This is a genomic window from Serratia sp. CMO1 (assembly GCF_015689115.1).
Lineage (GTDB): Bacteria > Pseudomonadota > Gammaproteobacteria > Enterobacterales > Enterobacteriaceae > Serratia > Serratia marcescens.
In genome coordinates this window covers 4,593,713-4,618,456 of sequence record NZ_CP065032.1, presented here as the reverse complement: position 1 = coordinate 4,618,456, position 24,744 = coordinate 4,593,713, and the positions used below count along the sequence as shown (strand labels likewise).

Genomic DNA, 24,744 nt, shown 5'->3' with positions numbered 1-24,744 from the left:
TGTCAGCCTATGTGCCAACGACTTTTATCGGCCGGTGCGCGGCACGAAGCCCATGAAGGCTGAACCACGAGATGAAACGCGCTTTTCATGTAATATGCGATCTTTATCGCAAAATGAAATGTTTCTTCTGTAATGTGATTTTATGAAAAATATATTTGTTTATAATCGCTTCACGTTTCAGGTTGTCGACTTCGTGAGCAGCGCGGGCATCGTCTGCTCAAGATAATAGCTGCCGCCGCGTAACACAAACACGGGATTGTCGGCTCGGCATGAGCGCTTTCCGGGGCGGCCCTCAATCTAAAGGGTGAGTAAATGGGCAAGATCAGGTTAACCATGGCGCAGGCGCTCGTCAGATTTCTCGATAACCAGTATCTGCTGGCCGACGGCGTGGAAACCAAATTCGTCGCGGGCATTTTCGCGATTTTCGGCCACGGCAACGTGCTGGGGCTGGGGCAGGCGCTGGAACAGGATAGCGGCGATCTGCGGGTGCACCAGGGCCGCAACGAGCAGGGGATGGCCCATGCGGCGATCGGCTTCGCCAAACAGAAGCTGCGTCGGCAAATTTACGCCTGCACCTCATCGGTCGGCCCCGGCGCCGCCAATATGATCACCGCCGCCGCCACCGCCACCGCTAACCGCATCCCTTTATTGCTGCTGCCGGGCGACGTTTACGCTTCTCGCCAGCCGGATCCGGTGTTGCAGCAAATCGAACAGTCTTACGATCTCAGCATCAGCACCAACGACGCGTTCCGTGCGGTGAGCAAATACTGGGATCGCATCGTGCGCCCGGAACAGCTGATGAGCGCCTGCATCAATGCGATGCGCGTGTTGACCGATCCGGCGGAAACCGGCGCGGTGACGCTGTGTCTGCCGCAGGACGTGCAGGGTGAAGCCTACGACTATCCCGACTATTTCTTCCAAAAACGCGTGCATCGGCTCGATCGCCGCCCGGCGACCGAGGGCATGTTGGCGGACGCCTTGGCGCTGCTGACGGCCAAACGCAAACCGCTGCTGGTGTGCGGCGGCGGCGTGAAATACTCGCAGGCCGGGCGGGCGCTGCGCGAATTCGCCGAGCGCTTCGGCATTCCGTTCGCCGAGACCCAGGCCGGCAAAGGCGCGGTGCCGAGCGACCATGAATTCAACCTCGGCGGCATCGGCGAAACCGGCTGCCTGGCGGCCAACACGCTGGCCCGACAGGCCGATTTGGTGATCGGCGTCGGCACCCGCTACACCGATTTCACCACCTCGTCCAAATGGCTGTTCCAACATCCGAGCGTCAGCTTCCTCAACGTCAACGTCAGCGCCTTCGACGCCGGCAAGCTTGACGGCGTGCAGGTGCTGGCGGACGCCCGCGAGGCGCTGAGCGAACTGGGCGCACGGCTGGCGCAGGCCGATTATCGCGCCGGCTGGGGCGACGCCATCGCCGCGGCGCGCAGCGCGCAGCATGAAGAGACCGAGCGGGTTTACGCGGTGGAATACAGCGGCGCAGGCTTTGTGCCGGAGATCGACGATCACCTCGATCGCGAGCGGGTGTTTGCCGAATTTATCGCTCAGACCGACTCGGCGATGACGCAAAGCCGGGTGCTGGGGGTGCTGAACCGCGAACTGCCCCCGGACAGCGTGATCGTCGCCGCCGCCGGCAGCCTGCCGGGCGACCTGCAGCGGGTGTGGCACAACCGCGGCGAGCACGGTTACCACGTGGAATACGGCTACTCCTGCATGGGGTACGAGGTGAACGCCGCATTGGGGGTCAAGCTGGCCGAGCCGCAGCGTGAGGTGTACGCGATGGTGGGTGACGGCGCGTTCATGATGCTGCATTCCGAGCTGGTCACCTCGATTCAGGAAGGCTGCAAGATCAACGTGGTGCTGTTCGACAACATGACCAACGGCTGCATCAACAACCTGCAGATGGAACATGGCATGGACAGTTACACCACCGAATTCCGCTTCCGCAATCCAGAGGGCGGCAAGCTCGACGGCAAACTGGTGCCGGTCGATTTCGCCATGCTGGCGGCGGCTTACGGCTGCAAAACCTATCGCGTCACCACCGAGCAGCAGCTGCTCGATGCGCTGGCCGACGCCCGCAGGCAGACCGTGTCCACGCTGCTCGACATCAAGGTGCTGCCGAAGACCATGGTGCACAAATATCTCAGCTGGTGGCGCGTGGGCGGCGCTCAGGTGGCCGACAGCGAGAAAATCGTCGAAGTGGCGCGCAAGCTGCAGGAAAACATCGATAAGGCGCGCGATTACTGATTCGTTTTCGAACACAACACACTTTCCAGAGGGTAGCGAAAATGACATTGAACATTGGGGTTATCGGCACCGGCGCCATCGGCCGCGATCATATCCGTCGCTGCAGCAAAGTTTTGCAGGGCGCCCGCGTCGTGGCGGTGAACGACATCAATCGCGACAACGCCGCCAAGGTGGTGAGCGATCTGCAGCTGGATGCGCGGGTGTATGACAACGGCCACGATCTGATCAAGGCCGCCGACGTGCAGGCGGTGCTGGTCACCTCCTGGGGGCCGAGTCATGAAGAGTTCGTGCTGGCGGCCATCGCCGCCGGCAAACCGGTATTCTGCGAGAAGCCGCTGGCGGTGACCGCGCAGGGCTGCAGAAACATCGTCGACGCCGAAGCGAAGCACGGCAAGCGGCTGGTGCAGGTCGGCTTTATGCGCCCCTATGACCAGGGCTATCGCGCGTTGAAACAGGTGCTGACCAGCGGCCAGATCGGCGAGCCGCTGATGCTGCACTGCGCGCACCGCAATCCGACGGTCGGCGAGGCCTACACCACCGATATGGCGATCACCGACACCCTGATCCACGAAATCGACGTGCTGCGCTGGCTGCTCGACGACGACTATGTGTCGGTGCAGGTGGTGTTCCCGCGCAAGAGCCCGAAGGCGTTCCCGCACCTGAAAGATCCGCAAATTGTGCTGTTTGAAACCGCCAAAGGGACGCGCATCGACGTCGAAATCTTCGTCAACTGCCAGTACGGCTATGACATTCAGTGTGAAGTGGTAGGGGAAACCGGCATCGCCAAACTGCCGGAGCCGTCCTCGGTGCAGATGCGCAGCGGCGCCCGCCTGTCGACCGAAATCCTGACCGACTGGAAGGATCGCTTTATCGACGCCTATGACGTCGAGCTGCAGGGGTTCATCAACGACGTGGCCGCGGGCAAATTGACCGGCCCTTCCGCCTGGGACGGCTACGCCGCCGCCGTGACCGCCGACGCCTGCGTGGCCGCCCAGCTCAGCGGCGAGATCGTGCCGGTGACCCTGCCGGCGCGCCCGGCGTTTTACGGCAAATAACCGCTCGCAGCGCGTACCCATGATTGTAGAGGAGTGACCATGAAGATCGCTTTTGATGTCGACGTTATCCGGGATTTGGGCGTCACCAAAATGGTTCAGCAGGTGGCGGACTGGGGCTACAAATACATCGAGCAGTCGCCGCACCCGCAGATCAACCCGTTTTACAAACATCCGAAGGCCAGCCGCGAAATCATGGCGGAGTATAAAAACGCCCTGAAAGCGACCGGCGTGGAGATCTCCTCATTTATCGTGGTGTATCGCTGGTCCGGGCCGGGGGAAGATCGCCGCCAGGCGGCGGTCAAAAACTGGCGGCGGATGATCGAAATCGCGGTGGAAATGGGCGTGCAGGTGATCAACACCGAACTGGCCGGCAACCCCAACGAACCGGAGATCTGCGAGGAGCTGTGGTATCGCTCGATGGAGGAGCTGCTGCCGATCGTTGAGCGCGAGGGTATTCGTATGGAGATCCAGTCGCACCCGTGGGACTTCTGCGAGCTGAGCAACGAAACCGCCGATCTGGTGAAGTCGCTGCGCAGCGACCACGTCAAATACCTCTACAGCGTGCCGCACACCTTCTACTACGACAAGGGACAGGGTGACGTAGCCGGCATGCTGCAGTACGCCGGGGACGATCTTTCCCACGTGCTGATCGCCGACACCATGAATCACACCAAGCATTGCCGTTATATCGTCAACCCGCCAGGCGTTGACGCCGCGGTGCACCAGCACGTCGGCATCGGCGAAGGCGAAGTGAATTTCGACGCTCTGTTCCAGACGCTGCGCGACATGGAATTCGCCAACCGCAGCTTCAAGGTCGGCGGCGAATCGATCATCTGCACCTCGCTGTTCGGCTACCCGGAAAAGATGCCGAGCCAGGCGGTGGCGACCAGAGAACGCATCGAAAGAGAGCTGTTGGGCAAATAATCTGATTCGGCTCGCCGGCGGCGTTTGTACCGGCGGCCCTGTAAGGACCGAGGCAAACCATGAATAAAGACAACGTGAAATTGGCCATTGCGCCGATCGGCTGGACCAACGATGACATGCCCGATTTGGGCAAGGAAAACACCTTCCAGCAGTGCGTCAGTGAAATGGCGCTGGCCGGTTTCACCGGCAGCGAAGTGGGCAGCAAATACCCGCGCGATCCGGCGGTGCTGAAACCGATGCTGGATATTCGCGGCATCCAGATCTGCAACGCCTGGTTCAGCACCTTTTTCGCCGACGGCCAGAAAGACAAAACCATTGATGAATTTATCAACCACATGAATTTCCTGCATGCCATGGGCGCCAGGGTGATCGGCTGTTCCGAGCAGAGCAAGAGCATTCAGGGCACCACCAAAGGCGTGTTCGAAGAGAAGCCGTATTTCAGCGATGAAGAGTGGCGGCGGGTGGCTGACGGTTACAACGAGTTGGCGAAGATCGCCGCCGATAAAGGCATGCAGGTGTGCCTGCACCACCACATGGGCACCGGCATTCAGACCACGGCCGAAATCGATCGCTACATGAGCATGGTCAACGACGACGTTTATCTGCTGTTCGATACCGGCCACGCCTACTATTCGGAAGGCAGTCAACAGGCGATGATGGCGATCCTGGAGAAGTATCTGCCGCGCATCAACCATGTCCACCTGAAGGACGTGCGCGATGAGGTGGTGGCGGAAGTGAAGGCCAACAAGCTGAGTTTCCTCGATGGCGTGAAGAAGGGCACCTTCACCGTGCCGGGTGATGGCGTGATCGATTTCAGACCGGTGTTCAAGCTGCTGGACGAGCGCGGTTACAAAGGGTGGATGGTGGTGGAGGCCGAGCAGGATCCGGCGCTGGCCAACCCGTTCGAGTATGCGGTGAAGGCGCGCCGTTATATTCGGGAAACCGCCGGCATTTAGGCGGCGAGGGGCAATAGAGATCGAGGGGCGCCGCCGGCGCCCCTTTTTTGATGGCGGTGCGTTAGCCGCCGAGCGTTTGCCAGGTTGTGACCTGGCTGCCCGGCCACGGGGTGGCGGCGTATACGCCACGGGCGATCGCCCGAGCGAGGGTGTCCGCCGCCAGCGCGCCGATCTGCAGCACCGCCAGTTCACGGCTGCCCTGCACCTCGCGCTGCCCGGTGGACAGGGCGAACACCACGTCGCCGTCAAACGGGCTGTGCAGCGGGCGGATGGCGCGCGCCATGCCGTCTTGCGCCATGATGGCCACCCGTTTCAACTCCACCCGCGTCAGCGCCAGGTCGGTGGCGATGCAGGCCAGGGTGGTGTTCTTTCTGCCGCCCTGCGGCTCTGGCACCATCCCGTCTTCGCCCTGCGCGCGCAGCTGCGCCAGAGCCGCCGCGCCGCCGTTGCCGAATTCACCATCGATTTCATAGGGCGTCGCCCAGAAGGCGCGGGTGCCGGGCGCTACCACCGCACCCAGGCTGTTGACCGCCACCAGTGCGCCGACGGTAGCGCCATTGGCGGCAACGATCGATGCCGAACCGAGCCCGCCTTTCAGCTTGCCCATGCCGGTCATGGCGCCGTAGCCGGCGCCGACGGTGCCCAGTGGAAAGTCCAGGCCGGCCTTGCCGACCGCGTCGATGCCCAGTTGGCGATACGGCGGCGTGAGCTGCCAGTTTTTATCGCCGCCGTTGGCCAGGTCGTACAGGCAGGCGGTGGGCACGATAGGTGAGACCGGCACGCCGGGAGCCGGCCGCAGCGCATAGCCTCTGCCTTGTAGCCCGAGCCAGGCCGCGACGCCGTCCGCCGCCGCCAGGCCGTATACCGAACCGCCGCTGAACGTCAGCGCATCGATGGTCTGTACCAAATTGTCCTCACCCAGCGCGTCGGTTTCACGGGTGGCGGGGCCGCCGCCGCGCACGTCCACGGCGGCAATCGCCGGGCCGTCCGGCAGGATCACCGTCGCGCCGGTGCGCACCCGGCTGTCCTGCGCCACGCCGACCTTCAGGCCGGGTACATCGGTAATCAGGTTGCGGGCGCCAGGGCGCCCGGCGGCGGAAGTTGGCATAGCGGCACCTAATGGGGTGAAGGGGGGGAACATGCCGGCGGCGGTCAGGCCGGCCAGCGCGTGTAAAAAGGTTCGGCGGTTGATATTCAGGGGCCGGCGCAGCGGCCCCTGCGGGGGGATGATATCACGCATCGGCGCGCGGCTGCCCGGAGCGAAAACGCGCCATATGGTAGGCATCGACCAGCACGCCGTCGCGCATGGCGAAAGCGCGGCTGGTGCCTTCAATCTCAAAACCGAACTTGCGATACAGCGCGATGGCCGCCGGGTTGTCGGTAAACACCGTCAGTTCGATGCGCTCGATGGCCGCCCAGTTGTCGCACAGGTCGATCATCGCCTGCATCAGGCGGCTGCCGACGCCTTTACCGTGGTAGCGCGGATCGACGCCGATGCCGAAGGTGGCCACGTGGCGGCGGCGCACGCGCTGATTCAGCATCACGGCTAACTGACCGACAAGCTGTCTGTCAACGAAGGCCGCCAGGTTATGCGTGCCCGGTTCGGGATTGGCGAGGCGTTTATGCCACAGGTCGACGGTCGGTAGCGGTAGGTGCAGCGTATCGCGGTAGACGGGCATCTGAGAATAAAGATGATGCAGGGCCTGCGCATCCGATGTTTCCACGTGGCGTATCGCGATCTCGCTCATCTCGCTGCTCCTTTTGCTTACCGGTTGAATAACCTCTGAATTTATCCGTTTACTGCCTTGAGTCAATATTATTTCAACGGGTCAAAAAAAACGCTTTACAGGTGCGAATGATAATGATTATTATTGCGATGCGTTCCGGGGAGGGCATCAACCCTTGATACTCTCGCTGCGAAGGCACGACATTGCTCACATTGCTTCCAGTGTTTACTTAGCCAGCTCGGGTGCTGGCTTTTTTTTTGCCCTTTTTCAGCCGGTTCCGCTTTCAACAAATCCGCTGCCCATTCGCTGTTTCATTCCATCGAAATTTTTGAACAGAGGCATGAGTTTTTTACGCTTTCTTATTCTGCTGGCAGGACTAGACTGTAAAAAAACATTGAGGAGAGTTGAAAATGATTTATGTACGTAAAGCGGAAGACCGCGGCCACGCCAATCATGGCTGGCTGGATAGCTGGCACACCTTCTCATTTGCCGATTATTACGATCCGAACTTTATGGGGTTCTCGGCGCTGCGAGTGATCAACGAAGATGTGATCGACGCAGGGCAGGGTTTCGGTACTCACCCGCATAAAGACATGGAAATCCTGACCTACGTGCTGAGCGGCACGGTGGAACACCAGGACAGCATGGGCAACAAGGAGCAGATCCAGGCCGGCGAATTCCAGATCATGAGCGCGGGCACCGGGGTGCGTCACTCCGAGTACAATGCCAATCAGGATCGCCCGTTGCACCTGTACCAGATTTGGATCATTCCGGATCAGGTCGGGCTGGAGCCGCGCTACGAGCAGCGCATGTTTGATGCGCCGCAGGGCCGTCAGCTGGTGCTGTCGCCGGATGCGCGCGACGGTTCGCTGAAGGTGTTCCAGGATATGACGCTGTCGCGTTGGGCGCTGAATAAAGGCGAGCAGGGGGAATGCCCGATCGCCGCCGGCCGCCGCGTTTGGATCCAGGTGGTGCGCGGCAAGGTCTCGGTCAACGGCCAGACCGCCGGCATCAGTGACGCGTTCGCGGTGTGGGATGAATCGGCGCTGACCATTCAAGCCGACGAAGAGAGCGAAATCCTGCTATTCGATCTGCCGCCGGTGTGATTAAGCGGTAAATTTCAAGGGCTCACGGCGTGAGCCCTTTTTGCGTTGGCCGTCGCATAACCGACAATATCGGCCCGCCGTTTTTTTTGCTAAAATGGCTGCCCATTCACGGTTAGTCAGTTCATTGATAATGAAGAAAAAACGGCCGGTACTCCAGGATGTGGCGGACAAGGTGGGCGTGACCAAGATGACGGTGAGCCGTTATCTGCGCAATCCCGACCAGGTTTCTGCCGCCCTGCAGCAAAAAATCGCCGTCGCGCTGGATGAGCTGGGCTACATCCCCAACCGCGCGCCGGACATCCTCTCCAACGCCACCAGCCGGGCGATTGGCGTGCTGTTGCCGTCGCTGACCAACCAGGTGTTCGCCGAAGTGCTGCGCGGCATCGAAAGCGTCACCGACGCGCACAACTACCAGACCATGCTGGCGCACTATGGTTACCTGCCGGAGCGTGAAGAAGAGCGTCTGACTTCGCTGCTTTCTTACAATATCGACGGCCTGATCCTGTCTGAGCGCCACCATACGCCGCGCACCCTGAAGATGATCGAGGTGGCGGGCATTCCGGTGGTGGAACTGATGGACTGCGTCTCGCCGTGCATCGATCTGGCGGTGGGCTTCAACAACTTCGAGGCGGCGCGCCAGATGACCCAGCAGATCATCGCGCACGGCCACCGTCACGTAGTCTATTTCGGCGCTCGCCAGGATGAGCGTACTATTATCAAGCAGCAGGGGTATGAGCAGGCGATGCGTGAATCCGGCCTGGAGCCGTACAGCATCATGACCGTGCGTTCTTCCTCTTATTCCGCCGGCGGGGAGCTGTTGCGCCAGGCGCAGCGTGACTATCCGCAGATCGACAGTATCTTCTGCACCAACGATGACCTGGCGATCGGCGCGGCCTTCGAATGCCAGCGGCAGGGGCTGTCGATCCCGCAGGAGATGGCGATCGCTGGCTTCCACGGCCATGACATCGGCCAGGTGATGGTGCCGAAGCTGGCCAGCGTGCTGACGCCGCGTGAACGCATGGGGCAGATCGGCGCCGAGCGCTTGCTGGCCCGGCTGCGCGGCGAAACGGTGTGCCCGCGCATGGTGGACGTCGGTTTCACCGTGATCCCCGGCGGCAGTATCTGAGCCATTTTAACGTTCTGTTTTAACACCCTTTCTTTTTGCAGCGCGCCCTGAGGCGCGCTGGTTATCCCGCCTGTAAGCCCGCAGCTCGTTGCCGACATAAGTTTGATCTCTGTCCCAGAACGCGAATTTTAGCCGGTTACCCGGTTCCGGCGCACTCGTTGTTACCGGTATCATGATACCGGTAACAACGAGTGCGCGGTCATCTTGCTGCAAGACTGAACCTCTGACTCAACAACACCTACAGCTCTTCTTAAACACCGGGAAAGAGCCTAAAAATAAAACAACCGCACGCTTTACGCCTATCGTAAAGAGAGTCGCGATAAAAGGTTGGAGAAAAACTATGCCATTAGTGATTGTTGCAGGCGGCGTAGCGCTGCTGCTGCTGCTGATGATCCGCTTCAAGCTGAACGGCTTTATCTCTCTGGTTCTGGTTGCCCTGGCGGTCGGGATTGCACAGGGTATGCCGGTCGATAAGGTCATCGGCTCCATCAAGGCCGGCGTGGGCGGCACGCTGGGCAGCCTGGCGCTGATCATGGGCTTCGGCGCCATGCTCGGCAAGCTGCTGGCGGACTGCGGCGGCGCACAGCGCATCGCCACCACGCTGATCGACAAGTTCGGTAGAAAACACATTCAATGGGCGGTGGTGCTGACCGGTTTCACCGTCGGCTTCGCGCTGTTCTACGAAGTGGGCTTCGTGCTGCTGCTGCCGCTGGTGTTCACCATCGCCGCCTCCGCGCGCATTCCGCTGCTTTACGTCGGCGTGCCGATGGCCGCCGCGCTGTCGGTGACTCACGGCTTCCTGCCGCCGCACCCAGGCCCGACCGCCATCGCTACCATCTTCCATGCTGACATGGGTAAAACCCTGCTGTACGGCACGCTGCTGGCGATCCCGACGGTGATCCTGGCTGGCCCGGTCTACGCCCGCTTCCTGAAAGGCATTGACAAGCCGGTGCCGGAAGGCCTGTACAACCCGAAAACCTTTACCGACGCGGAGATGCCAAGCTTTGGCGTCAGCGTCGCCACGTCGCTGGTGCCGGTGATCCTGATGGCGCTGCGCGCGGTCGCTGAAATGGTGCTGCCGAAGGGCCACAGCCTGCTGCGCTTCGCCGAGTTCTTCGGCGACCCGGTGATGGCCACCCTGATCGCCGTGCTGATCGCCATCTTCACCTTCGGCCTGAACCGTGGCCGTACCATGGATGAAGTGATGGGCACCATCACCGACTCGATTAAAATCATCGCCATGATGCTGTTGATCATTGGCGGCGGCGGCGCCTTCAAGCAGGTGCTGGTGGACAGCGGCGTTGAGAAGTACATCGCCGGCCTGATGGAAGGCAGCAACGTTTCGCCGATCCTGATGGCCTGGTCGATCGCTGCTGCGCTGCGTCTGGCGCTGGGTTCCGCCACCGTGGCGGCGATCACCGCCGGCGGCATCGTGGCGCCGCTGATCGCCACCACCGGCGTCAGCCCTGAGCTGATGGTGATTGCGGTCGGTTCCGGCAGCGTCATCTTCTCGCACGTCAACGATCCGGGCTTCTGGCTGTTCAAGGAGTACTTCAACCTGAGCATCATGGAAACCATCAAATCCTGGTCGGTGTTGGAAACCATTATCTCGGTGTGCGGCCTGGTGGGCTGTCTGCTGCTGGCGACGGTCGTATAATCTTTATCCGGCGCCCTGCGGGGCGTCGGCGTTCCAGAGTATCTTTATCAGTTGGGACGCATTTGGCGCGCTCGCGCCAGTTCCCATAAGGGCATGACACAATGAGTAATCCGCAGAATCACGTATTTGTTTTGATGGGCGTTTCCGGCAGCGGCAAATCCGCCGTGGCCAGCGCTGTCGCTCACCAGGCCAACGCCGCCATGCTGGATGGTGACTACCTGCACCCGCGCGCCAACATCATCAAAATGTCCTCCGGGCATGCGTTGGACGACAACGATCGCGCGCCGTGGCTGGCGGCTCTGAACGACGCCATCTTCGCCATGCAGCGCACCAACGACGTGTCGCTGCTGGTGTGCTCGGCGCTGAAGAAAAGCTATCGCGATCGCCTGCGCGACGGCAATCTCAACCTGCATTTCCTGTATCTGAAAGGCGACCAGTCGGTGATCGAGGAGCGTCTGAAGCAACGCAAGGGCCACTTCTTCAAGCCGCAGATGTTGATTTCCCAGTTCGCCACGCTGGAAGAGCCGGGCGAGCAGGAACCGGATGTGCAAGCGATCGACATCAACCAGCCGTTGGACGGCGTGGTCGCCGATACGCTCGCCCATATTCGCCGCGTTACCGCCCGCTAAGCGCGGACCGTTGTCGGCGCCGCCAGGCGCCTACAGCTTCATGTAAGCCCGCACGCCATCCAAGAACATCTGGGTCGACAGCATCACCAGAATCAGCCCCATCAACCGCTCCAGCGCGCTGACGCCTTTGCTGCCCAGCAGGCGCAGGAACAGGTTCGACATCAGCAAAATGGCCGCAGAGAGACCCCAGGCGATCAGCAGCGCCGCCACCAGATGGGGCAACTGATGCGGGTATTGGTGCGATAGCAGCATCAATGCAGCCAGAATCGACGGCCCGGCCACCAGCGGGATCGCCAGCGGCACCAGGAACGGCTCCTCGCCGGCGGACAGCCCGGAGCTATTTCCCTCCTGCGAGGGAAAGATCATCTTGATGGCGATCAGAAACAGGATGATGCCGCCGGAAATGGAGACGGTTTCGGTACGCAGGTTGAGGAACGCCAGAATTTTCTCGCCGGCGAACAGAAAGATCAGCATCAGCAGCAGGGCGATCAGCAGCTCGCGGATCAACACCACGCGGCGGCGGCGCGGTTCCAGGTGCTTGAGCACCGACATGAAAATCGGCAGGTTGCCCAGCGGATCCATAATTAAAAACAGCAATACCGTAGCGGAAATCATCTCTGTCATGGTGACCTCGTGATCGTGAAAACGCCTCGGCCTTTCCGGCCGCGTCCTTGCCTATAAGAAGGATTGCTGAGAAATCCCCAGCCATCGAATAAATTCACTTTGCGCCCGCGCCGACATTTTGTAAGGTGAGGAGATATTGCACACAACTCGTTATCACCTAATAAGCCCTTATCCGGGCGGGACACAGATATTATGAAAAACGTTGGTTTCATCGGTTGGCGCGGAATGGTCGGCTCGGTTCTCATGCAACGCATGACGGAAGAGCGCGATTTCGACGCCATTCGCCCGGTCTTTTTCTCCACCTCGCAGCACGGTTCCGCCGCGCCGGCCTTTGGCGGCCAGCAAGGCACGCTGCAGGATGCGTATGACATCGACGCGCTGAGCGCGCTCGATATCATTATTACCTGTCAGGGCGGCGATTATACCAACGAAGTTTATCCTAAGCTGCGCGCCAGCGGTTGGCAGGGTTACTGGATCGACGCGGCCTCGTCGCTGCGCATGCAGGACGACGCCATCATCATCCTGGATCCGGTCAACCACGCGGTGATCCAGCAGGGCCTGGACAAAGGCATCAAAACCTTCGTCGGCGGCAACTGCACCGTCAGCCTGATGCTGATGTCGCTCGGCGGCCTGTTCGCCAACGATCTGGTGGAGTGGGCGTCGGTCGCCACCTACCAGGCGGCCTCCGGCGGCGGCGCGCGCCACATGCGCGAACTGCTGACCCAAATGGGCATGCTGCATGCCGACGTGGCGAAAGAGCTGCAGAACCCGGCCTCCGCGATTCTGGATATCGAACGCAAGGTGACCGAGGCCACCCGCAGCGGCAAACTGCCGACCGATAACTTCGGCGTGCCGCTGGCCGGCAGCCTGATCCCGTGGATCGACAAGCAGCTCGACAACGGCCAGAGCCGCGAAGAGTGGAAAGGCCAGGCGGAAACCAACAAGATCCTGAACACCGCCAGCGTGATCCCGGTCGACGGTCTGTGCGTGCGCGTCGGCGCGCTGCGCTGCCACAGCCAGGCGTTCACGCTGAAGCTGAAAAAAGACGTGTCGCTGCCGGAAATCGAGCAGATGCTGGCGACGCACAACGACTGGGTGCGCGTGATCCCGAACGACCGCGAACTGACCATGCGCGAACTGACGCCGGCGGCGGTGACCGGCACGCTGAATACGCCGGTCGGCCGTCTGCGCAAGCTGAATATGGGGCCGGAGTATCTATCGGCGTTCACCGTGGGCGACCAGCTGCTGTGGGGCGCGGCCGAGCCGCTGCGACGCATGTTGCGCATCCTGCTGTAAACCCGCTCGCCAGTTCATCTGTTGTATTTCAAAGCCCGCTTATTGCGGGCTTTTTCATATGAGCGGAGTCATGTCGGTATGGTCTGAATGTGGTTACAAGTTAATCTTCCCTGTGATATTTATAAGCGCATTGGCAACATAGCGCAGGTATAGGGATATGATTTCCAACGAAGGATTGCAGGTCGCGCTTTCACCCGTGCAGCTAGCGGCCGTGATGTCGGATAGCACGGTCACAGAAGGGGAAACCTGGGGTAATCGGCTCATGGGTGGACTGGGTTTAGCGGGGGGAGTCGTCGAACTTCTTGGGGCTGGGGTGATGTGCTATGCGCCTGACCCAACATTGTTAACCAAAGTGGGATGCGTGGTCGTTGGCACTCATAGCATGGATAGCATAAAAACCGCATCAAATCAGATTATTACCGGCCGATCATTGACTACAGACACTTACAAGTCGGCGGTTTTGCTGGCTCAGAGTCTGGGGGCCGACGAAGATATGGCTTACAACGTCGGTTTAACGGTAGATATTGCCGTTCCTTTGGTGTTTGCAACCGCTTTAGGCGCTGTACGCGTGGCTTCCGTTCGGGTGGGGCAATTAAAATTGCTTGAACACGAGTCTATAGCCGGTGCAAAAGGAGGTGGGCACACCATTGCTAAGCATGTTGCTAAAAGTTCAGAAGCGCTGCTGGAGCGCTTGGCAAAGAGTCCTGGTTTACAGTCAGCCTCGACATTTACAGATTTACGTACTGCTGAAGACGCGATTAGTCGGGCGTTGAAAGTGAATAACGCGCTTATTAAGCGCTGGGCGCAACAGCCTACTTCGGCCAACGTGCTTGAACTCACGCATAAGGTGGGTAAAGCGGTTGGTTTTGGCTACAGGCAAGGAAGCACAATTCAATTAACGTCCAACAGCGTGCGGGTTGTCTTGCTAAAGAAAATTTACAACGGTAAGCCGTATTACATTTTAACCGCTTACCCCATTATCAGATAAGGGACCCTATGGGCTTTTCAGTCGCTAATCTCGGTACACTTGTGCGTGTTTTTTTTGGGCAAGATTATGATTTATTTGGAGAGTCTGTAGAAGAGATCCTGGCCTCTTATCGGGAGACGGAAAATACCGCGACAGTGAGAAAAACCGTCGATGAAGCACGAGCGTTGCTGGCGCAATATCCTGAGGAACAACAGCTTGAACTTGCTGTTGCTGAACTTGCTGATGGGGAGTTTGCGCCAGCGCCATGGGGATACACAGCGCGATCGTTTCTTGAGAAGGTGATCTCTGCTTTGGAATAGGCGATACCTGCTGCTTCTGTACTTTGTTGTAAACCCGCACTTCCTGGGGGCTGAGCGCTTTCAGCCCCCTAACGCCTTATTTTCCGCCTTTTTGTTCGCTGCGCGCCGCGTCGGGCAGCGTTATCGCAAGCCTCGTTTCATTGGGCTGTACCCCGCATCTCTTCTCGTCGGCCGCCGCATGCAGATGCCGTCAGGCTGGCAGTTTTCTTAATGAAGAATTTTCCTCACCAATGCCGAGCAGTTTTTAACAGACATTGGCTATGCTTAACGCAGGGGTGAACACTTTTTCACCATGACTGAAATATTTCAAAAAATAAGCATAAAGAGCGAAATTCAGGTCGGCAGAGTAAAGATTGGTCAATAACCGACCGCAATCACGCTTTAGAGTCCGAATGCATTGCATGATGACCAAAACGGCCAAGGAATAATCAACAAGCCGTGCTTAGATCATGCTGTTAATCTAAGGAAGAAGACTATGCCTGTACTTCCCGATCGTGACGTGATTGATCAGATCATCTCCGGCCATTACGCCGATCCCTTCGCTCTGCTTGGCATGCATGCGACCGATAACGGTCTGCAGGTGCGCGCGCTGCTGCCGGACGCCGGCGCAGTCTGGTTGGTGGAACAGCAAACCGGCCGGCGGCTGGTGCAGCTGAACTGCGACGATCCGCGCGGTTTCTTCAGCGCGGTGGTGCCGCGGCGCAAAAATCCTTTCCGCTATCAGCTGCAGGTCAGCTGGCGCGATCATCAACAGATCGTCGACGATCCTTATCGGTTCGGCCCGCTGCTGCAGGATATCGACAGTTGGCTATTGGCTGAGGGTACGCATTTGCGCCCCTATGAACGGCTGGGCGCCCACCTCGTCACACTGGATGGCATCGACGGCGTCAGCTTTGCGGTCTGGGCGCCCAACGCCCAGCGTGTTTCGGTGGTGGGGGAATTCAACTTCTGGGACGGCCGCCGCCACCCGATGCGTCTGCGGCGTGAAAACGGCATCTGGGAGCTGTTCTTGCCCGGCGTGCAGGCCGGCCAGCTGTACAAATATGAAATCGTCGATTGCTACGGCAATACTCAGTTGAAAGCCGATCCTTACGCCTTCGAGGCGCAGATGCGCCCGGATACCGCCTCGCTGGTGGCGCCGCTGCCGGAGGTGGTGCCGTCGACGCCGGCGCGCCGCCGCGCCAACGATTTTGACCAGCCGATCGCCATCTACGAGGTGCATATCGGCTCATGGCGCCGCCACACTGACAACCACTTCTGGCTCAGCTACGGCGAGCTGGCAGTGCAGCTGATCGATTATGTGAAGGGCATGGGATTCACCCATATCGAGCTGCTGCCGATCAACGAGCACCCGTTCGACGGCAGCTGGGGCTATCAGCCGCTGGGGCTGTATGCGCCGACCCGGCGCTTCGGCACGCCGGCCGACTTCAGGGCGTTTGTGGCGGCGGCGCATGAGGCGGGCATCAACGTGATCCTCGACTGGGTGCCGGGGCACTTCCCGAGCGACGCCTACGGCCTGGCGAATTTCGATGGCACTGCGCTGTACGAATACGCCGATCCGCGCGAGGGCTACCATCAGGACTGGAATACGCTGATTTACAACTACGGTCGCCACGAGGTGCACAACTACCTGGCGGGCAACGCGCTGTATTGGCTGGAGCGCTTCGGCATCGACGCGCTGCGGGTCGATGCGGTGGCGTCGATGATCTATCGCGATTACAGCCGCGCCGACGGCGAGTGGGTGCCGAATTACTACGGCGGCAACGAGAATCTGGAGGCCATCGCCTTCCTGCGTTATACCAACCAGACTATCGGCCAGGCGCAGCCGGGCGCGGTGACGTTGGCGGAGGAGTCCACCGACTATCCCGGCGTCACCCTGCCGCCGGACGCCAACGGCCTGGGGTTCCATTACAAATGGAACCTCGGCTGGATGCACGACACGCTCAATTATATGAAGTGCGATCCGGTGCACCGCAAGTATCACCACAACCAGATGACCTTCGGCATGCTGTACGCCTATACCGAGAACTTCGTGTTGCCTATCTCGCACGATGAAGTGGTGCACGGTAAAAAATCGATCCTCGACCGCATGCCGGGCGACGCCTGGCAGAAGTTCGCCAACCTGCGCGCCTATTACGGTTTTATGTGGGCGCATCCGGGCAAAAAGCTGCTGTTTATGGGCTGCGAGTTCGCGCAGGGGCGCGAGTGGAATTTCGATACCAGCCTCGACTGGCATTTATTGGAAGGGTTGGATAACTGGCATAACGGCGTGCAGCGGCTGGTGCGCGATCTGAACCACTGCTACCGGCAGCAGGCGCCGCTGTATGAGCGCGACTACTTCCCGGATGGCTTCGAGTGGCTGGTGGTCGACGATCACGACAACTCGGTGTTTGCCTTCGCACGCTACGATTCGCAGGGCAATGAGCTGATCGCCATCAGCAACTTTACCCCGGTGCCGCGCTATCGCTACCGCATCGGCATTTCCCGCGCCGGTGACTATCGCGAGATCCTCAATACCGATTCGCACCACTATCACGGCAGCAACGCCGGCAATCAGGGGCGGGTCTCTTCCGAAGCGGTCGGCAGCCATGGCCGCGATTTCTCTATCAGCGTGACGTTGCCGCCATTGTCGACCATTTACCTGCTGCGGGAGGCGCCATGACCGAGCTGACGGCTGGCCTCGCCGCGCCGCTGGGCGCGCAGTATGACGGCGAAGGCATCAACTTTACCCTGTACTCGGCGCACGCCGAACGGGTGGAGCTGTGCCTGTTCGACGGCCAGCAGCGCGAAGTGCGCCTGCCGCTGCCGGCGCGCAGCGGCGATATCTGGCATGGCTATTTGCCGGGCGGCAAGCCGGGACAACGTTACGGTTACCGGGTCTACGGCCCGTTTGATCCGGCGAATGGGCAGCGCTTCAACCCCAACAAACTGGCGCTCGATCCGGCCGCGCGCGCGGTGGAAGGGCCGGTGGCGGATCACCCGCACCTCCACGGCGGTTACGAGCAGCCGGACCCGCACGACAGCGCGGAGCTGATGCCGAAGTGCGTGGTGGTGGACGAACGGTACGACTGGCAGGACGATCGCCCGCCCGCCACGCCCTGGGGGCAGACGGTGATTTACGAAGCGCACGTGCGCGGTCTGACGCTGCTGCACCCGCAGATCCCGCCGGCGCTGCGCGGCAGCTTCGCCGCATTGGGGCACCCGGCGATGATCGCCCACTTCAAACGCCTCGGTATCACCGCGCTGGAACTGTTGCCGGTGCAGCAACATACCTCCGAACCGCGCCTGCAGCGGTTGGGGCTGATCAACTATTGGGGCTATAACGTGCTGGCGCCCTATGCGCCGGACAACCGCTACGCCAGCCTGAGCATCGATGCCACGCCGCTGAACGAATTCCGCGATGCGGTCAAGGCGCTGCACCAAGCTGGCATCGAGGTGATCCTCGACGTGGTGTTTAACCACAGCGCCGAGCTGGATATGGACGGGCCGATGCTGTCGCTGAGCGGCATCGATAACCTGAGCTACTACTGGCTGACGCCCGAAGGGGACTATGTCAACGATACCGGCTGCGGCAACACGCTGCGGTTGGATCAGCCGCAGGGCGTGGCCTGGGTGATGGATTGCCTGCATTTTTGGGTGCGGGAGTGCCACGTCGACGGCTTCCGCTTCGATCTGGGCAGCGTGCTCGGCCGCACGCCGGGGTTCGATCGCGATGCGCCGCTGTTCCAGGCGATGCTGGCGGACGATCTGCTGTCGCGCTGCAAGCTGATCGCCGAACCCTGGGACATTGGCCCCGGCGGCTATCAGGTGGGGGCATTTCCCGGCCGCTTCGCCGAATGGAACGACCATTACCGCGACGACATGCGCCGTTTCTGGCTGCAGAGCGGCGTGTCGCTCGGCCAGTTCGCCCGGCGTTTTGCCGCCTCCAGCGATCTGTACAACCAGCGCGGGCGGGCGCCTTACGCCACCGTCAACATGCTGACCGCCCATGACGGGTTTACCCTGCAGGACGTGGTCAGCTTCAACGAGAAACACAATCAGCCGAACGGCGAGGGCAACCGCGACGGCAGCGATCGCAATTTCAGCAACAACCACGGCGTCGAAGGCCTGGTCGCCGACGACGCCATTGTGCAACGCCGCAGGGCCAGCCAGCGGGCGATGCTCGCCACGCTGTTGCTGTCCCAGGGCACGCCGATGCTGCTGGCCGGCGATGAACAGGGACACAGCCAGCAGGGGAACAACAATGCCTATTGTCAGGACAACGCCACCACCTGGCTCGATTGGGCCACGGCGGACGATGCGCTGACCGATTACGTCGCGGCGCTGATCGCGCTGCGCCGCCAGATCCCCGCGCTGCAGCAGGACCGCTGGTGGCAGCAGGACGACGGCAGCGTGCAGTGGCTGAACGCGCAAGGCCAGCCGCTCGACGCGCAGCAGTGGGAGCGGGGCGAGCCGCTCATGCAGATCCTGCTGTCGCAGCGCTGGCTGCTGCTGGTCAACGCCACGCCGCAAACGACGGAGATGAGATTGCCGGAAGGCGATTGGCAGGTTGTCGCTCCCTTCACTCAGGAAGACTCACGGGCGGTATTGCCCGCCTGGCACCAGGCCGCGCGCTCGCTTTGCGTACTGGTACGGAAATAATAAAAGGAGTCCGCTATGGTTAGGTTTGAAAATAAAGACCCCCTGATGTTGGCGCGCCAGTTGCCGATTAAATCCGTAGCGCTGATCCTGGCCGGCGGCCGCGGCTCACGTTTGAAAGATTTGACCTCCACCCGCGCCAAGCCCGCCGTCCACTTTGGCGGCAAATTCCGCATCATCGATTTCGCCTTGTCGAACTGCCTGAACTCCGGCATCCGCCGCATCGGCGTGATCACCCAATACCAGTCGCACACGCTGGTGCAGCACATTCAACGCGGCTGGTCGTTCCTCAACGAGGAAATGAACGAGTTCGTCGATCTGCTGCCGGCCCAGCAGCGCCTCAGCACCGAGCATTGGTACAAGGGCACCGCCGACGCGGTGTACCAGAACCTGGATATCATCCGCCGCTACGAGGCCGAATACGTGGTGATCCTGGCGGGCGATCACATCTACAAGATGGATTATTCACGCATGCTGATCGATCACGTCGAGAAGGGCGCTCAGTGCACCGTGGCCTGCCTGCCGGTGCCGCGCAGCGAAGCCGGCGAATTCGGCGTGATGAAGGTGGATGAAAGCGACCGTATCATCGAGTTTCTGGAAAAGCCCGCCGATCCGCCGGCGATGCCGGGCAACCCGGATATGTCGCTGGCCAGCATGGGCATCTATATTTTTAATGCCGCCTACCTGTTCCAGCTGCTGCAAGAGGATATGTCGACCCCCGGCTCCAGCCACGATTTCGGCAAGGATCTGATCCCGAAAATCACCGCGCAGCAGGCGGCGTGGGCGCATCCGTTTACCTTGTCCTGCGTGACGTCCAATCCCGATCTGCCGCCGTACTGGCGCGATGTGGGCACGTTGGACGCCTATTGGCGCGCCAATCTCGATCTGGCGTCGGTGACGCCGGAGCTGGACATGTACGACCGCGCCTGGCCGATCCGCACCCACATGGAACCGCTGCCGCCGGCCAAGTTTGTGCAGGATCGCTCCGGCAGCCATGGCATGACCATGAACTCGCTGGTGTCCGGCGGTTGCATCGTGTCCGGGTCGGTGGTGGTGCATTCGGTGCTGTTCCCGCGCGTGCGAGTGAACTCGTTCTGCACCATCGACTCTACCGTATTGTTGCCGGACGTGAACGTCGGCCGTTCCTGCCGCCTGCGGCGCTGCATCATCGACCGCGCCTGTCATATTCCGGAGGGCATGGTGATCGGGGAAAACGCCGATGAGGACAGCAAGCGTTTCTATCGCTCGGAAGGCGGCATCGTGCTGGTGACGCGCGAAATGTTGTCAAAATTGTGAGTTAACGTGGGGGCAGAACGATAGCCTGCCGCCCGATGAACGGTTCGATGGCTTGCGCAACGCGGCACACATAACAGCGGCAAGCCTGCTTTATTTCTTATCCAGAGGCCTTCGGCCGACTTTCAGGAGTGATAATGCAGGTCTTACACGTATGTTCTGAAATGTTCCCCCTGCTGAAAACGGGCGGACTCGCAGACGTGGTTGGCGCGCTGCCGGCGGCGCAAATCGCCGAAGGCGCCGATGTTCGGGTGCTATTGCCCGCTTTCCCTGACGTACGCAACGGCATACCCGACACCGTGCTGGTGGCGGAAATCGACTCGTTCGCCGGGCGGGTTGGCCTGCGTTACGGCACCTACCATGGCGTGGGCATCTATCTCATCGATGCGCCCTGGCTGTATGACCGGCCGGGCAGCCCGTACCACGATCAGTCTATGTACGCCTACCCCGACAACCACCGCCGCTTTGCGCTGCTGGGCTGGATGGCCTGCGAGCTGGCCAAGGGGCTGGATCGCTACTGGCGGCCGCAATTGGTGCATGCCCACGACTGGCACGCCGGTCTTAGCTGTGCCTATCTGGCCGCCAACGGCCACCCGGCGCGTTCGGTGTTCACGGTGCATAACCTGGCCTATCAAGGGCTGTTTTCCGCCCATCACGTGACCGAACTGTGGCTGCCGGCGTCGTTTTACAACGTCTATGGCCTGGAGTTCTACGGCCAGATGTCGTTCCTCAAGGCCGGGCTGTTTTATGCCGACCACGTGACCGCCGTCAGCCCGACCTATGCGCGCGAGATCACCCGGCCGGAGTTCGGCTACGGCATGGAGGGGCTGCTACAGGAGCGGCAGCGGCAGGGCAGGCTGAGCGGCATCCTCAACGGGGTGGACGACAAGATTTGGGATCCGGCCCACGACCCGCGGCTGAGCGCCCGCTATGACGCCGACGATCTGAAAAGCAAGGTCAAAAACAAGCTGCATCTGCAAAAGGCCATGGGGCTGAAGGTGGACGAATCGCTGCCGGTGTTCGCGGTGGTGAGCCGATTGACCAGCCAAAAAGGCCTGGATCTGGTGCTGCAGGCGTTGCCTGAACTGCTGGCGCAGGGCGGGCAGCTGGCGCTGCTGGGCGCCGGCGATGCGGTGCTGCAACAGGCGTTTCTGGCCGCCGCCGCCGACTACCCTGAACAGGTCGGCGTGCAGATCGGTTATCACGAATCCTTCTCCCACCGCATCATCGGCGGCGCCGACGTTATTCTGGTGCCGAGCCGCTTCGAGCCCTGCGGTCTGACGCAGCTCTACGGTCTGAAGTACGGCACGCTGCCGCTGGTGCGCCGCACCGGCGGGCTGGCGGACACGGTGGTGGACTGCGCGCTGGAGAACCTGGCCGACGGCACCGCCAGCGGATTCGTGTTCGACGATTGCGACGCCGTCGCGCTGGGCAACGCCATCCGCCGCGCCATGGTGCTGTGGAGCCGGCCGAAACACTGGCGCCACGTTCAGCGCCACGCGATGAGCGTGGACTTCGGCTGGCCGGTGGCGGCGAAAGAGTATTTATCGCTTTATCAACGCTTGTAGCCCGCGTTTCGCGTCTCGGGTTGACGCGCGGCGGGCAGCCGTAAGGGTAGATTGTCGGGGCGCGGCGTGCCGCGTCCATGTTCAGCGGAGCCCGCTATTCCGCGGCGAATGGCGGGGCTCCCCACAAGGGATTAAAAAGCCATGACTTCACCGTTTAGTTACACCTCACCTACGGTCAGTGTGGAAGCGCTGAAACACTCCATCGCCTATAAGCTGATGTTTATCGTCGGCAAGGATCCGGCCATCGCCAACCGGCACGATTGGCTGAACGCCGTGCTGTTCGCGGTGCGCGATCGCATGGTGGAGCGCTGGCTGCGTTCCAACCGCGCCCAGCTGTCTCAAGACGTGCGGCAGGTGTATTACCTGTCGATGGAGTTCCTGATCGGCCGCACCCTGTCAAACGCGCTGCTGTCGATGGGCATCTATCAGGACATCGACAACGCGCTGAACGAGATGGGGCTGAACCTGGCGGAGCTGCTGGAGGAAGAAAACGACCCCGGGCTTGGTAACGGCGGCCTGGGCCGGCTGGCGGCCTGTTTCCTCGACTCGCTGGCGACGCTGGCGCTGCCGGGGCGCGGCTACGGCATTCGCTATGAATACGGCATGTTCAAGCAGAACATCGTCAACGGCCAACAGATGGAGTCGCCGGACTACTGGCTGGAGTACGGCAATCCGTGGGAGTTTCCGCGCCATAACACCCGCTACAAGGTGCGCTTCGGCGGCCGCGTGCAGCAGGAGGGGGCCAAGGCGCGCTGGCTGGAGACCGAAGAGGTCGTGGCCATCGCCTACGATCAGGTGATCCCCGGTTTTGACACCGACGCCACCAATACGCTGCGGTTGTGGGGCGCGCAGGCCAGTAATGAGATCAACCTCGGCAAGTTCAACCAGGGCGATTACTTCGCGGCGGTGGAAGACAAAAACCACTCGGAGAACGTGTCGCGCGTGCTCTATCCGGACGATTCGACCTCCTCCGGGCGCGAGCTGCGGCTGCGGCAGGAGTATTTCCTGGTGTCGGCCACGGTGCAGGATATTCTCAACCGCCATTGGTTGATGCACAAAACCTTCGACAACCTGGCGGACAAGATCGCCATTCACCTCAACGACACCCACCCGGTATTGTCGATCCCCGAGCTGATGCACCGGCTGATCGACGAGCACAAATTCAAGTGGCTCGACGCCTGGGAAGTGGTGGAGCAGGTGTTCTCTTACACCAACCACACGCTGATGAGCGAGGCGCTGGAGACCTGGCCGCTGGACATGATAGGCCGCATCTTGCCGCGCCATCTGCAGCTGATTTTCGAAATCAACGATCACTTCCTCAAGATGGTGCAGGAAGTGGCGCCGGACGACAACGACCTGCTGGCGCGGGTCTCGATCATCGACGAAACCAACGGCCGCCGGGTGCGCATGGCGTGGCTGGCGGTGGTGGCCAGCCACAAGGTCAACGGCGTTTCCGCCCTGCATTCCGAACTGATGGTGCAGTCGCTGTTCGCCGACTTCGCCCGGCTGTTCCCGACTCGTTTCTGCAACAAAACCAACGGGGTGACGCCGCGCCGTTGGCTGGCGCTGGCCAACCCGCCGCTGGCGGCGGTGCTGGACGACTGCATCGGCCAAACCTGGCGCACCGATCTCAGCCAACTGAGCGAGATCAAAGCCAACGTCGATTACCCGAGCTTCCTGCAGGCGGTGCAGCGCGCCAAACGGCAGAACAAGGAGCGGCTGGCGCTGTATATCGCCAAAACGCTCAACGTGGTAGTCAACCCGGATGCGTTGTTCGATGTGCAAATCAAGCGTATCCACGAGTACAAACGGCAACTGCTCAACGTGCTGCACGTCATCACGCTGTATAACCGTTTGCTGGCTGACCCTGACATCGAGCGCGTGCCGAGGGTGGTGATCTTCGCCGGCAAGGCGGCCTCTGCCTACTATGCAGCCAAGCAGATCATCCGTCTGATCAACGACGTGGCCAAAGTGATCAACAACGATCCGCGCGTGCATACCCAACTGAAGGTGGTGTTCATTCCGAACTACGGCGTCAGCCTGGCGCAGATCATTATCCCGGCGGCGGATCTGTCGGAACAGATCTCGCTGGCGGGCACCGAGGCCTCGGGCACCAGCAACATGAAGTTCGCGCTGAACGGCGCGCTGACCATCGGCACGCTGGACGGCGCCAACGTCGAGATGCGCGAGCACGTGGGGGAGGAGAATATCTTTATTTTCGGCAATACCGCCGAGCAGGTTGAGGAACTGCGCCGCAACGGTTACAACCCGCGCCAGTACTATGAGCAAGACCCGGAGCTGCATCAGGCGCTGACGCAGATCGCCACCGGGGTGTTCAGCCCGGAAGAGCCGAAACGCTATGGCAATTTGTTCGACTCGCTGGTCAACCTCGGCGATCACTATCAGCTGTTGGCGGATTACCGCAGCTATGTGGACACGCAGGACAAGGTGGACGAGGTGTATCTCAATCAGGACGAGTGGACGCGGCGCGCGGTGCTGAATATCGCCAATATGGGCTACTTCTCATCCGATCGCACCATTCAGGAATACGCGGATGAAATTTGGCACATTAAGCCGGTGAAGCTGTAAAGCGGGAGAGGAAAAA

The 24,744-nt window shown here is 60.8% G+C and carries 19 protein-coding genes; 16 read left to right on the top strand and 3 right to left on the bottom strand.

The window, feature by feature from the left end; genetic code table 11:
* The first annotated feature begins 312 nt into the window (after nucleotides 1-312).
* The 4 genes from iolD to iolE are packed head-to-tail and all read left to right on the top strand — an operon-like array spanning nucleotide 313 to nucleotide 5,188.
* Entirely contained in the window at nucleotides 313-2,253 is a 1,941-nt protein-coding gene (gene iolD / locus IT763_RS22010; protein ID WP_048796030.1) for a 3D-(3,5/4)-trihydroxycyclohexane-1,2-dione acylhydrolase (decyclizing), read from the top strand.
* A gap of 41 nt (nucleotides 2,254-2,294) precedes the next feature.
* The gene (locus IT763_RS22005) at nucleotides 2,295-3,308 is read left to right on the top strand and encodes a Gfo/Idh/MocA family protein (RefSeq protein WP_016930405.1); all 1,014 of its coding nucleotides are present in this window, start codon (nucleotides 2,295-2,297) and stop codon (nucleotides 3,306-3,308) included.
* A gap of 39 nt (nucleotides 3,309-3,347) precedes the next feature.
* Nucleotides 3,348-4,232, top strand: a complete 885-nt coding sequence (locus tag IT763_RS22000) for a sugar phosphate isomerase/epimerase family protein (RefSeq protein WP_004930845.1) — start codon at nucleotides 3,348-3,350, stop codon at nucleotides 4,230-4,232.
* A 59-nt stretch (nucleotides 4,233-4,291) separates the two neighbouring features.
* Entirely contained in the window at nucleotides 4,292-5,188 is an 897-nt protein-coding gene (gene iolE / locus IT763_RS21995; RefSeq protein WP_016930404.1) for a myo-inosose-2 dehydratase, read from the top strand.
* A 61-nt stretch (nucleotides 5,189-5,249) separates the two neighbouring features.
* On the opposite strand, the gene IT763_RS21990 is transcribed toward iolE, so the two are convergent.
* Together IT763_RS21990 and IT763_RS21985 are read right to left on the bottom strand one after the other, a co-directional pair.
* Nucleotides 5,250-6,428, bottom strand: a complete 1,179-nt coding sequence (locus IT763_RS21990) for a P1 family peptidase (RefSeq protein WP_049300444.1) — start codon at nucleotides 6,426-6,428, stop codon at nucleotides 5,250-5,252.
* Entirely contained in the window at nucleotides 6,421-6,936 is a 516-nt protein-coding gene (locus IT763_RS21985) for a GNAT family N-acetyltransferase (protein ID WP_206195009.1), read from the bottom strand. The genes IT763_RS21990 and IT763_RS21985 overlap by 8 nt, the downstream gene beginning before the upstream one ends.
* Before the next feature lie 389 nt (nucleotides 6,937-7,325).
* Between IT763_RS21985 and IT763_RS21980 the strand changes: the two genes are divergently transcribed.
* The 4 genes from IT763_RS21980 (at nucleotide 7,326) to gntK (ending at nucleotide 11,433) form a co-directional block, all read left to right on the top strand.
* Complete coding sequence (locus IT763_RS21980) at nucleotides 7,326-8,021, top strand: pirin family protein (RefSeq protein ID WP_004930835.1); 696 nt, start codon at nucleotides 7,326-7,328, stop codon at nucleotides 8,019-8,021.
* 130 nt (nucleotides 8,022-8,151) lie between these two features.
* Nucleotides 8,152-9,147, top strand: coding sequence for a gluconate operon transcriptional repressor GntR (gene gntR, locus IT763_RS21975; protein WP_206195008.1), 996 nt, complete (start codon nucleotides 8,152-8,154; stop codon nucleotides 9,145-9,147).
* A 340-nt stretch (nucleotides 9,148-9,487) separates the two neighbouring features.
* Nucleotides 9,488-10,804, top strand: coding sequence for a gluconate transporter (gene gntT, locus IT763_RS21970; protein ID WP_004930830.1), 1,317 nt, complete (start codon nucleotides 9,488-9,490; stop codon nucleotides 10,802-10,804).
* Nucleotides 10,805-10,905: 101 nt separating this feature from the next.
* Entirely contained in the window at nucleotides 10,906-11,433 is a 528-nt protein-coding gene (gene gntK / locus IT763_RS21965) for a gluconokinase (RefSeq protein WP_143778625.1), read from the top strand.
* A 30-nt stretch (nucleotides 11,434-11,463) separates the two neighbouring features.
* On the opposite strand, the gene IT763_RS21960 is transcribed toward gntK, so the two are convergent.
* Nucleotides 11,464-12,057, bottom strand: coding sequence for a YhgN family NAAT transporter (locus IT763_RS21960; protein WP_025159894.1), 594 nt, complete (start codon nucleotides 12,055-12,057; stop codon nucleotides 11,464-11,466).
* A gap of 192 nt (nucleotides 12,058-12,249) precedes the next feature.
* On the opposite strand from IT763_RS21960, the gene asd reads away from it, so the two are divergent.
* The 8 genes from asd to glgP all read left to right on the top strand — a co-directional run bounded on the left by asd (nucleotide 12,250) and on the right by glgP (nucleotide 24,728).
* A complete protein-coding gene (gene asd, locus IT763_RS21955) occupies nucleotides 12,250-13,353 on the top strand; it encodes an aspartate-semialdehyde dehydrogenase (protein WP_004930820.1) in 1,104 nt (367 codons plus the stop codon).
* A gap of 157 nt (nucleotides 13,354-13,510) precedes the next feature.
* Nucleotides 13,511-14,341, top strand: a complete 831-nt coding sequence (locus IT763_RS21950; protein ID WP_049300446.1) for an RNase A-like domain-containing protein — start codon at nucleotides 13,511-13,513, stop codon at nucleotides 14,339-14,341.
* A gap of 8 nt (nucleotides 14,342-14,349) precedes the next feature.
* Nucleotides 14,350-14,640 carry a contact-dependent growth inhibition system immunity protein gene (locus IT763_RS21945; protein WP_033645311.1) on the top strand — a complete coding sequence of 97 codons (291 nt, stop codon included), beginning with the start codon at nucleotides 14,350-14,352 and terminating at the stop codon, nucleotides 14,638-14,640.
* A 475-nt stretch (nucleotides 14,641-15,115) separates the two neighbouring features.
* Entirely contained in the window at nucleotides 15,116-17,302 is a 2,187-nt protein-coding gene (glgB, locus tag IT763_RS21940; protein ID WP_206195007.1) for a 1,4-alpha-glucan branching enzyme, read from the top strand.
* Nucleotides 17,299-19,281 carry a glycogen debranching protein GlgX gene (gene glgX / locus IT763_RS21935; protein ID WP_164053191.1) on the top strand — a complete coding sequence of 661 codons (1,983 nt, stop codon included), beginning with the start codon at nucleotides 17,299-17,301 and terminating at the stop codon, nucleotides 19,279-19,281. Before glgB ends, glgX begins: the two co-directional genes overlap by 4 nt.
* 15 nt (nucleotides 19,282-19,296) lie before the next feature.
* Complete coding sequence (gene glgC, locus IT763_RS21930) at nucleotides 19,297-20,574, top strand: glucose-1-phosphate adenylyltransferase (protein WP_016930394.1); 1,278 nt, start codon at nucleotides 19,297-19,299, stop codon at nucleotides 20,572-20,574.
* 134 nt (nucleotides 20,575-20,708) lie between these two features.
* The gene (gene glgA, locus IT763_RS21925) at nucleotides 20,709-22,139 is read left to right on the top strand and encodes a glycogen synthase GlgA (protein WP_004930807.1); all 1,431 of its coding nucleotides are present in this window, start codon (nucleotides 20,709-20,711) and stop codon (nucleotides 22,137-22,139) included.
* 141 nt (nucleotides 22,140-22,280) lie between these two features.
* Nucleotides 22,281-24,728 (top strand): glycogen phosphorylase, encoded by a 2,448-nt coding sequence (gene glgP, locus IT763_RS21920; RefSeq protein WP_004930804.1) that lies wholly within the window; start codon nucleotides 22,281-22,283, stop codon nucleotides 24,726-24,728.
* Nucleotides 24,729-24,744 lie beyond the last annotated feature (16 nt).

Coding starts and splice junctions, on each gene's coding strand:
- IT763_RS21990 (WP_049300444.1), bottom strand. CDS start 6,428: ATGCGTGATATCATCCCCCCGCAGGGGCCGCTGCGCCGGCCCCTGAAT.
- glgX (WP_164053191.1), top strand. CDS start 17,299: ATGACCGAGCTGACGGCTGGCCTCGCCGCGCCGCTGGGCGCGCAGTAT.
- asd (WP_004930820.1), top strand. CDS start 12,250: ATGAAAAACGTTGGTTTCATCGGTTGGCGCGGAATGGTCGGCTCGGTT.
- glgP (WP_004930804.1), top strand. CDS start 22,281: ATGACTTCACCGTTTAGTTACACCTCACCTACGGTCAGTGTGGAAGCG.
- IT763_RS21985 (WP_206195009.1), bottom strand. CDS start 6,936: ATGAGCGAGATCGCGATACGCCACGTGGAAACATCGGATGCGCAGGCC.
- gntT (WP_004930830.1), top strand. CDS start 9,488: ATGCCATTAGTGATTGTTGCAGGCGGCGTAGCGCTGCTGCTGCTGCTG.
- glgB (WP_206195007.1), top strand. CDS start 15,116: ATGCCTGTACTTCCCGATCGTGACGTGATTGATCAGATCATCTCCGGC.
- iolD (WP_048796030.1), top strand. CDS start 313: ATGGGCAAGATCAGGTTAACCATGGCGCAGGCGCTCGTCAGATTTCTC.
- gntR (WP_206195008.1), top strand. CDS start 8,152: ATGAAGAAAAAACGGCCGGTACTCCAGGATGTGGCGGACAAGGTGGGC.
- IT763_RS22005 (WP_016930405.1), top strand. CDS start 2,295: ATGACATTGAACATTGGGGTTATCGGCACCGGCGCCATCGGCCGCGAT.
- IT763_RS21950 (WP_049300446.1), top strand. CDS start 13,511: ATGATTTCCAACGAAGGATTGCAGGTCGCGCTTTCACCCGTGCAGCTA.
- gntK (WP_143778625.1), top strand. CDS start 10,906: ATGAGTAATCCGCAGAATCACGTATTTGTTTTGATGGGCGTTTCCGGC.
- glgC (WP_016930394.1), top strand. CDS start 19,297: ATGGTTAGGTTTGAAAATAAAGACCCCCTGATGTTGGCGCGCCAGTTG.
- glgA (WP_004930807.1), top strand. CDS start 20,709: ATGCAGGTCTTACACGTATGTTCTGAAATGTTCCCCCTGCTGAAAACG.
- IT763_RS21960 (WP_025159894.1), bottom strand. CDS start 12,057: ATGACAGAGATGATTTCCGCTACGGTATTGCTGTTTTTAATTATGGAT.
- iolE (WP_016930404.1), top strand. CDS start 4,292: ATGAATAAAGACAACGTGAAATTGGCCATTGCGCCGATCGGCTGGACC.
- IT763_RS22000 (WP_004930845.1), top strand. CDS start 3,348: ATGAAGATCGCTTTTGATGTCGACGTTATCCGGGATTTGGGCGTCACC.
- IT763_RS21945 (WP_033645311.1), top strand. CDS start 14,350: ATGGGCTTTTCAGTCGCTAATCTCGGTACACTTGTGCGTGTTTTTTTT.
- IT763_RS21980 (WP_004930835.1), top strand. CDS start 7,326: ATGATTTATGTACGTAAAGCGGAAGACCGCGGCCACGCCAATCATGGC.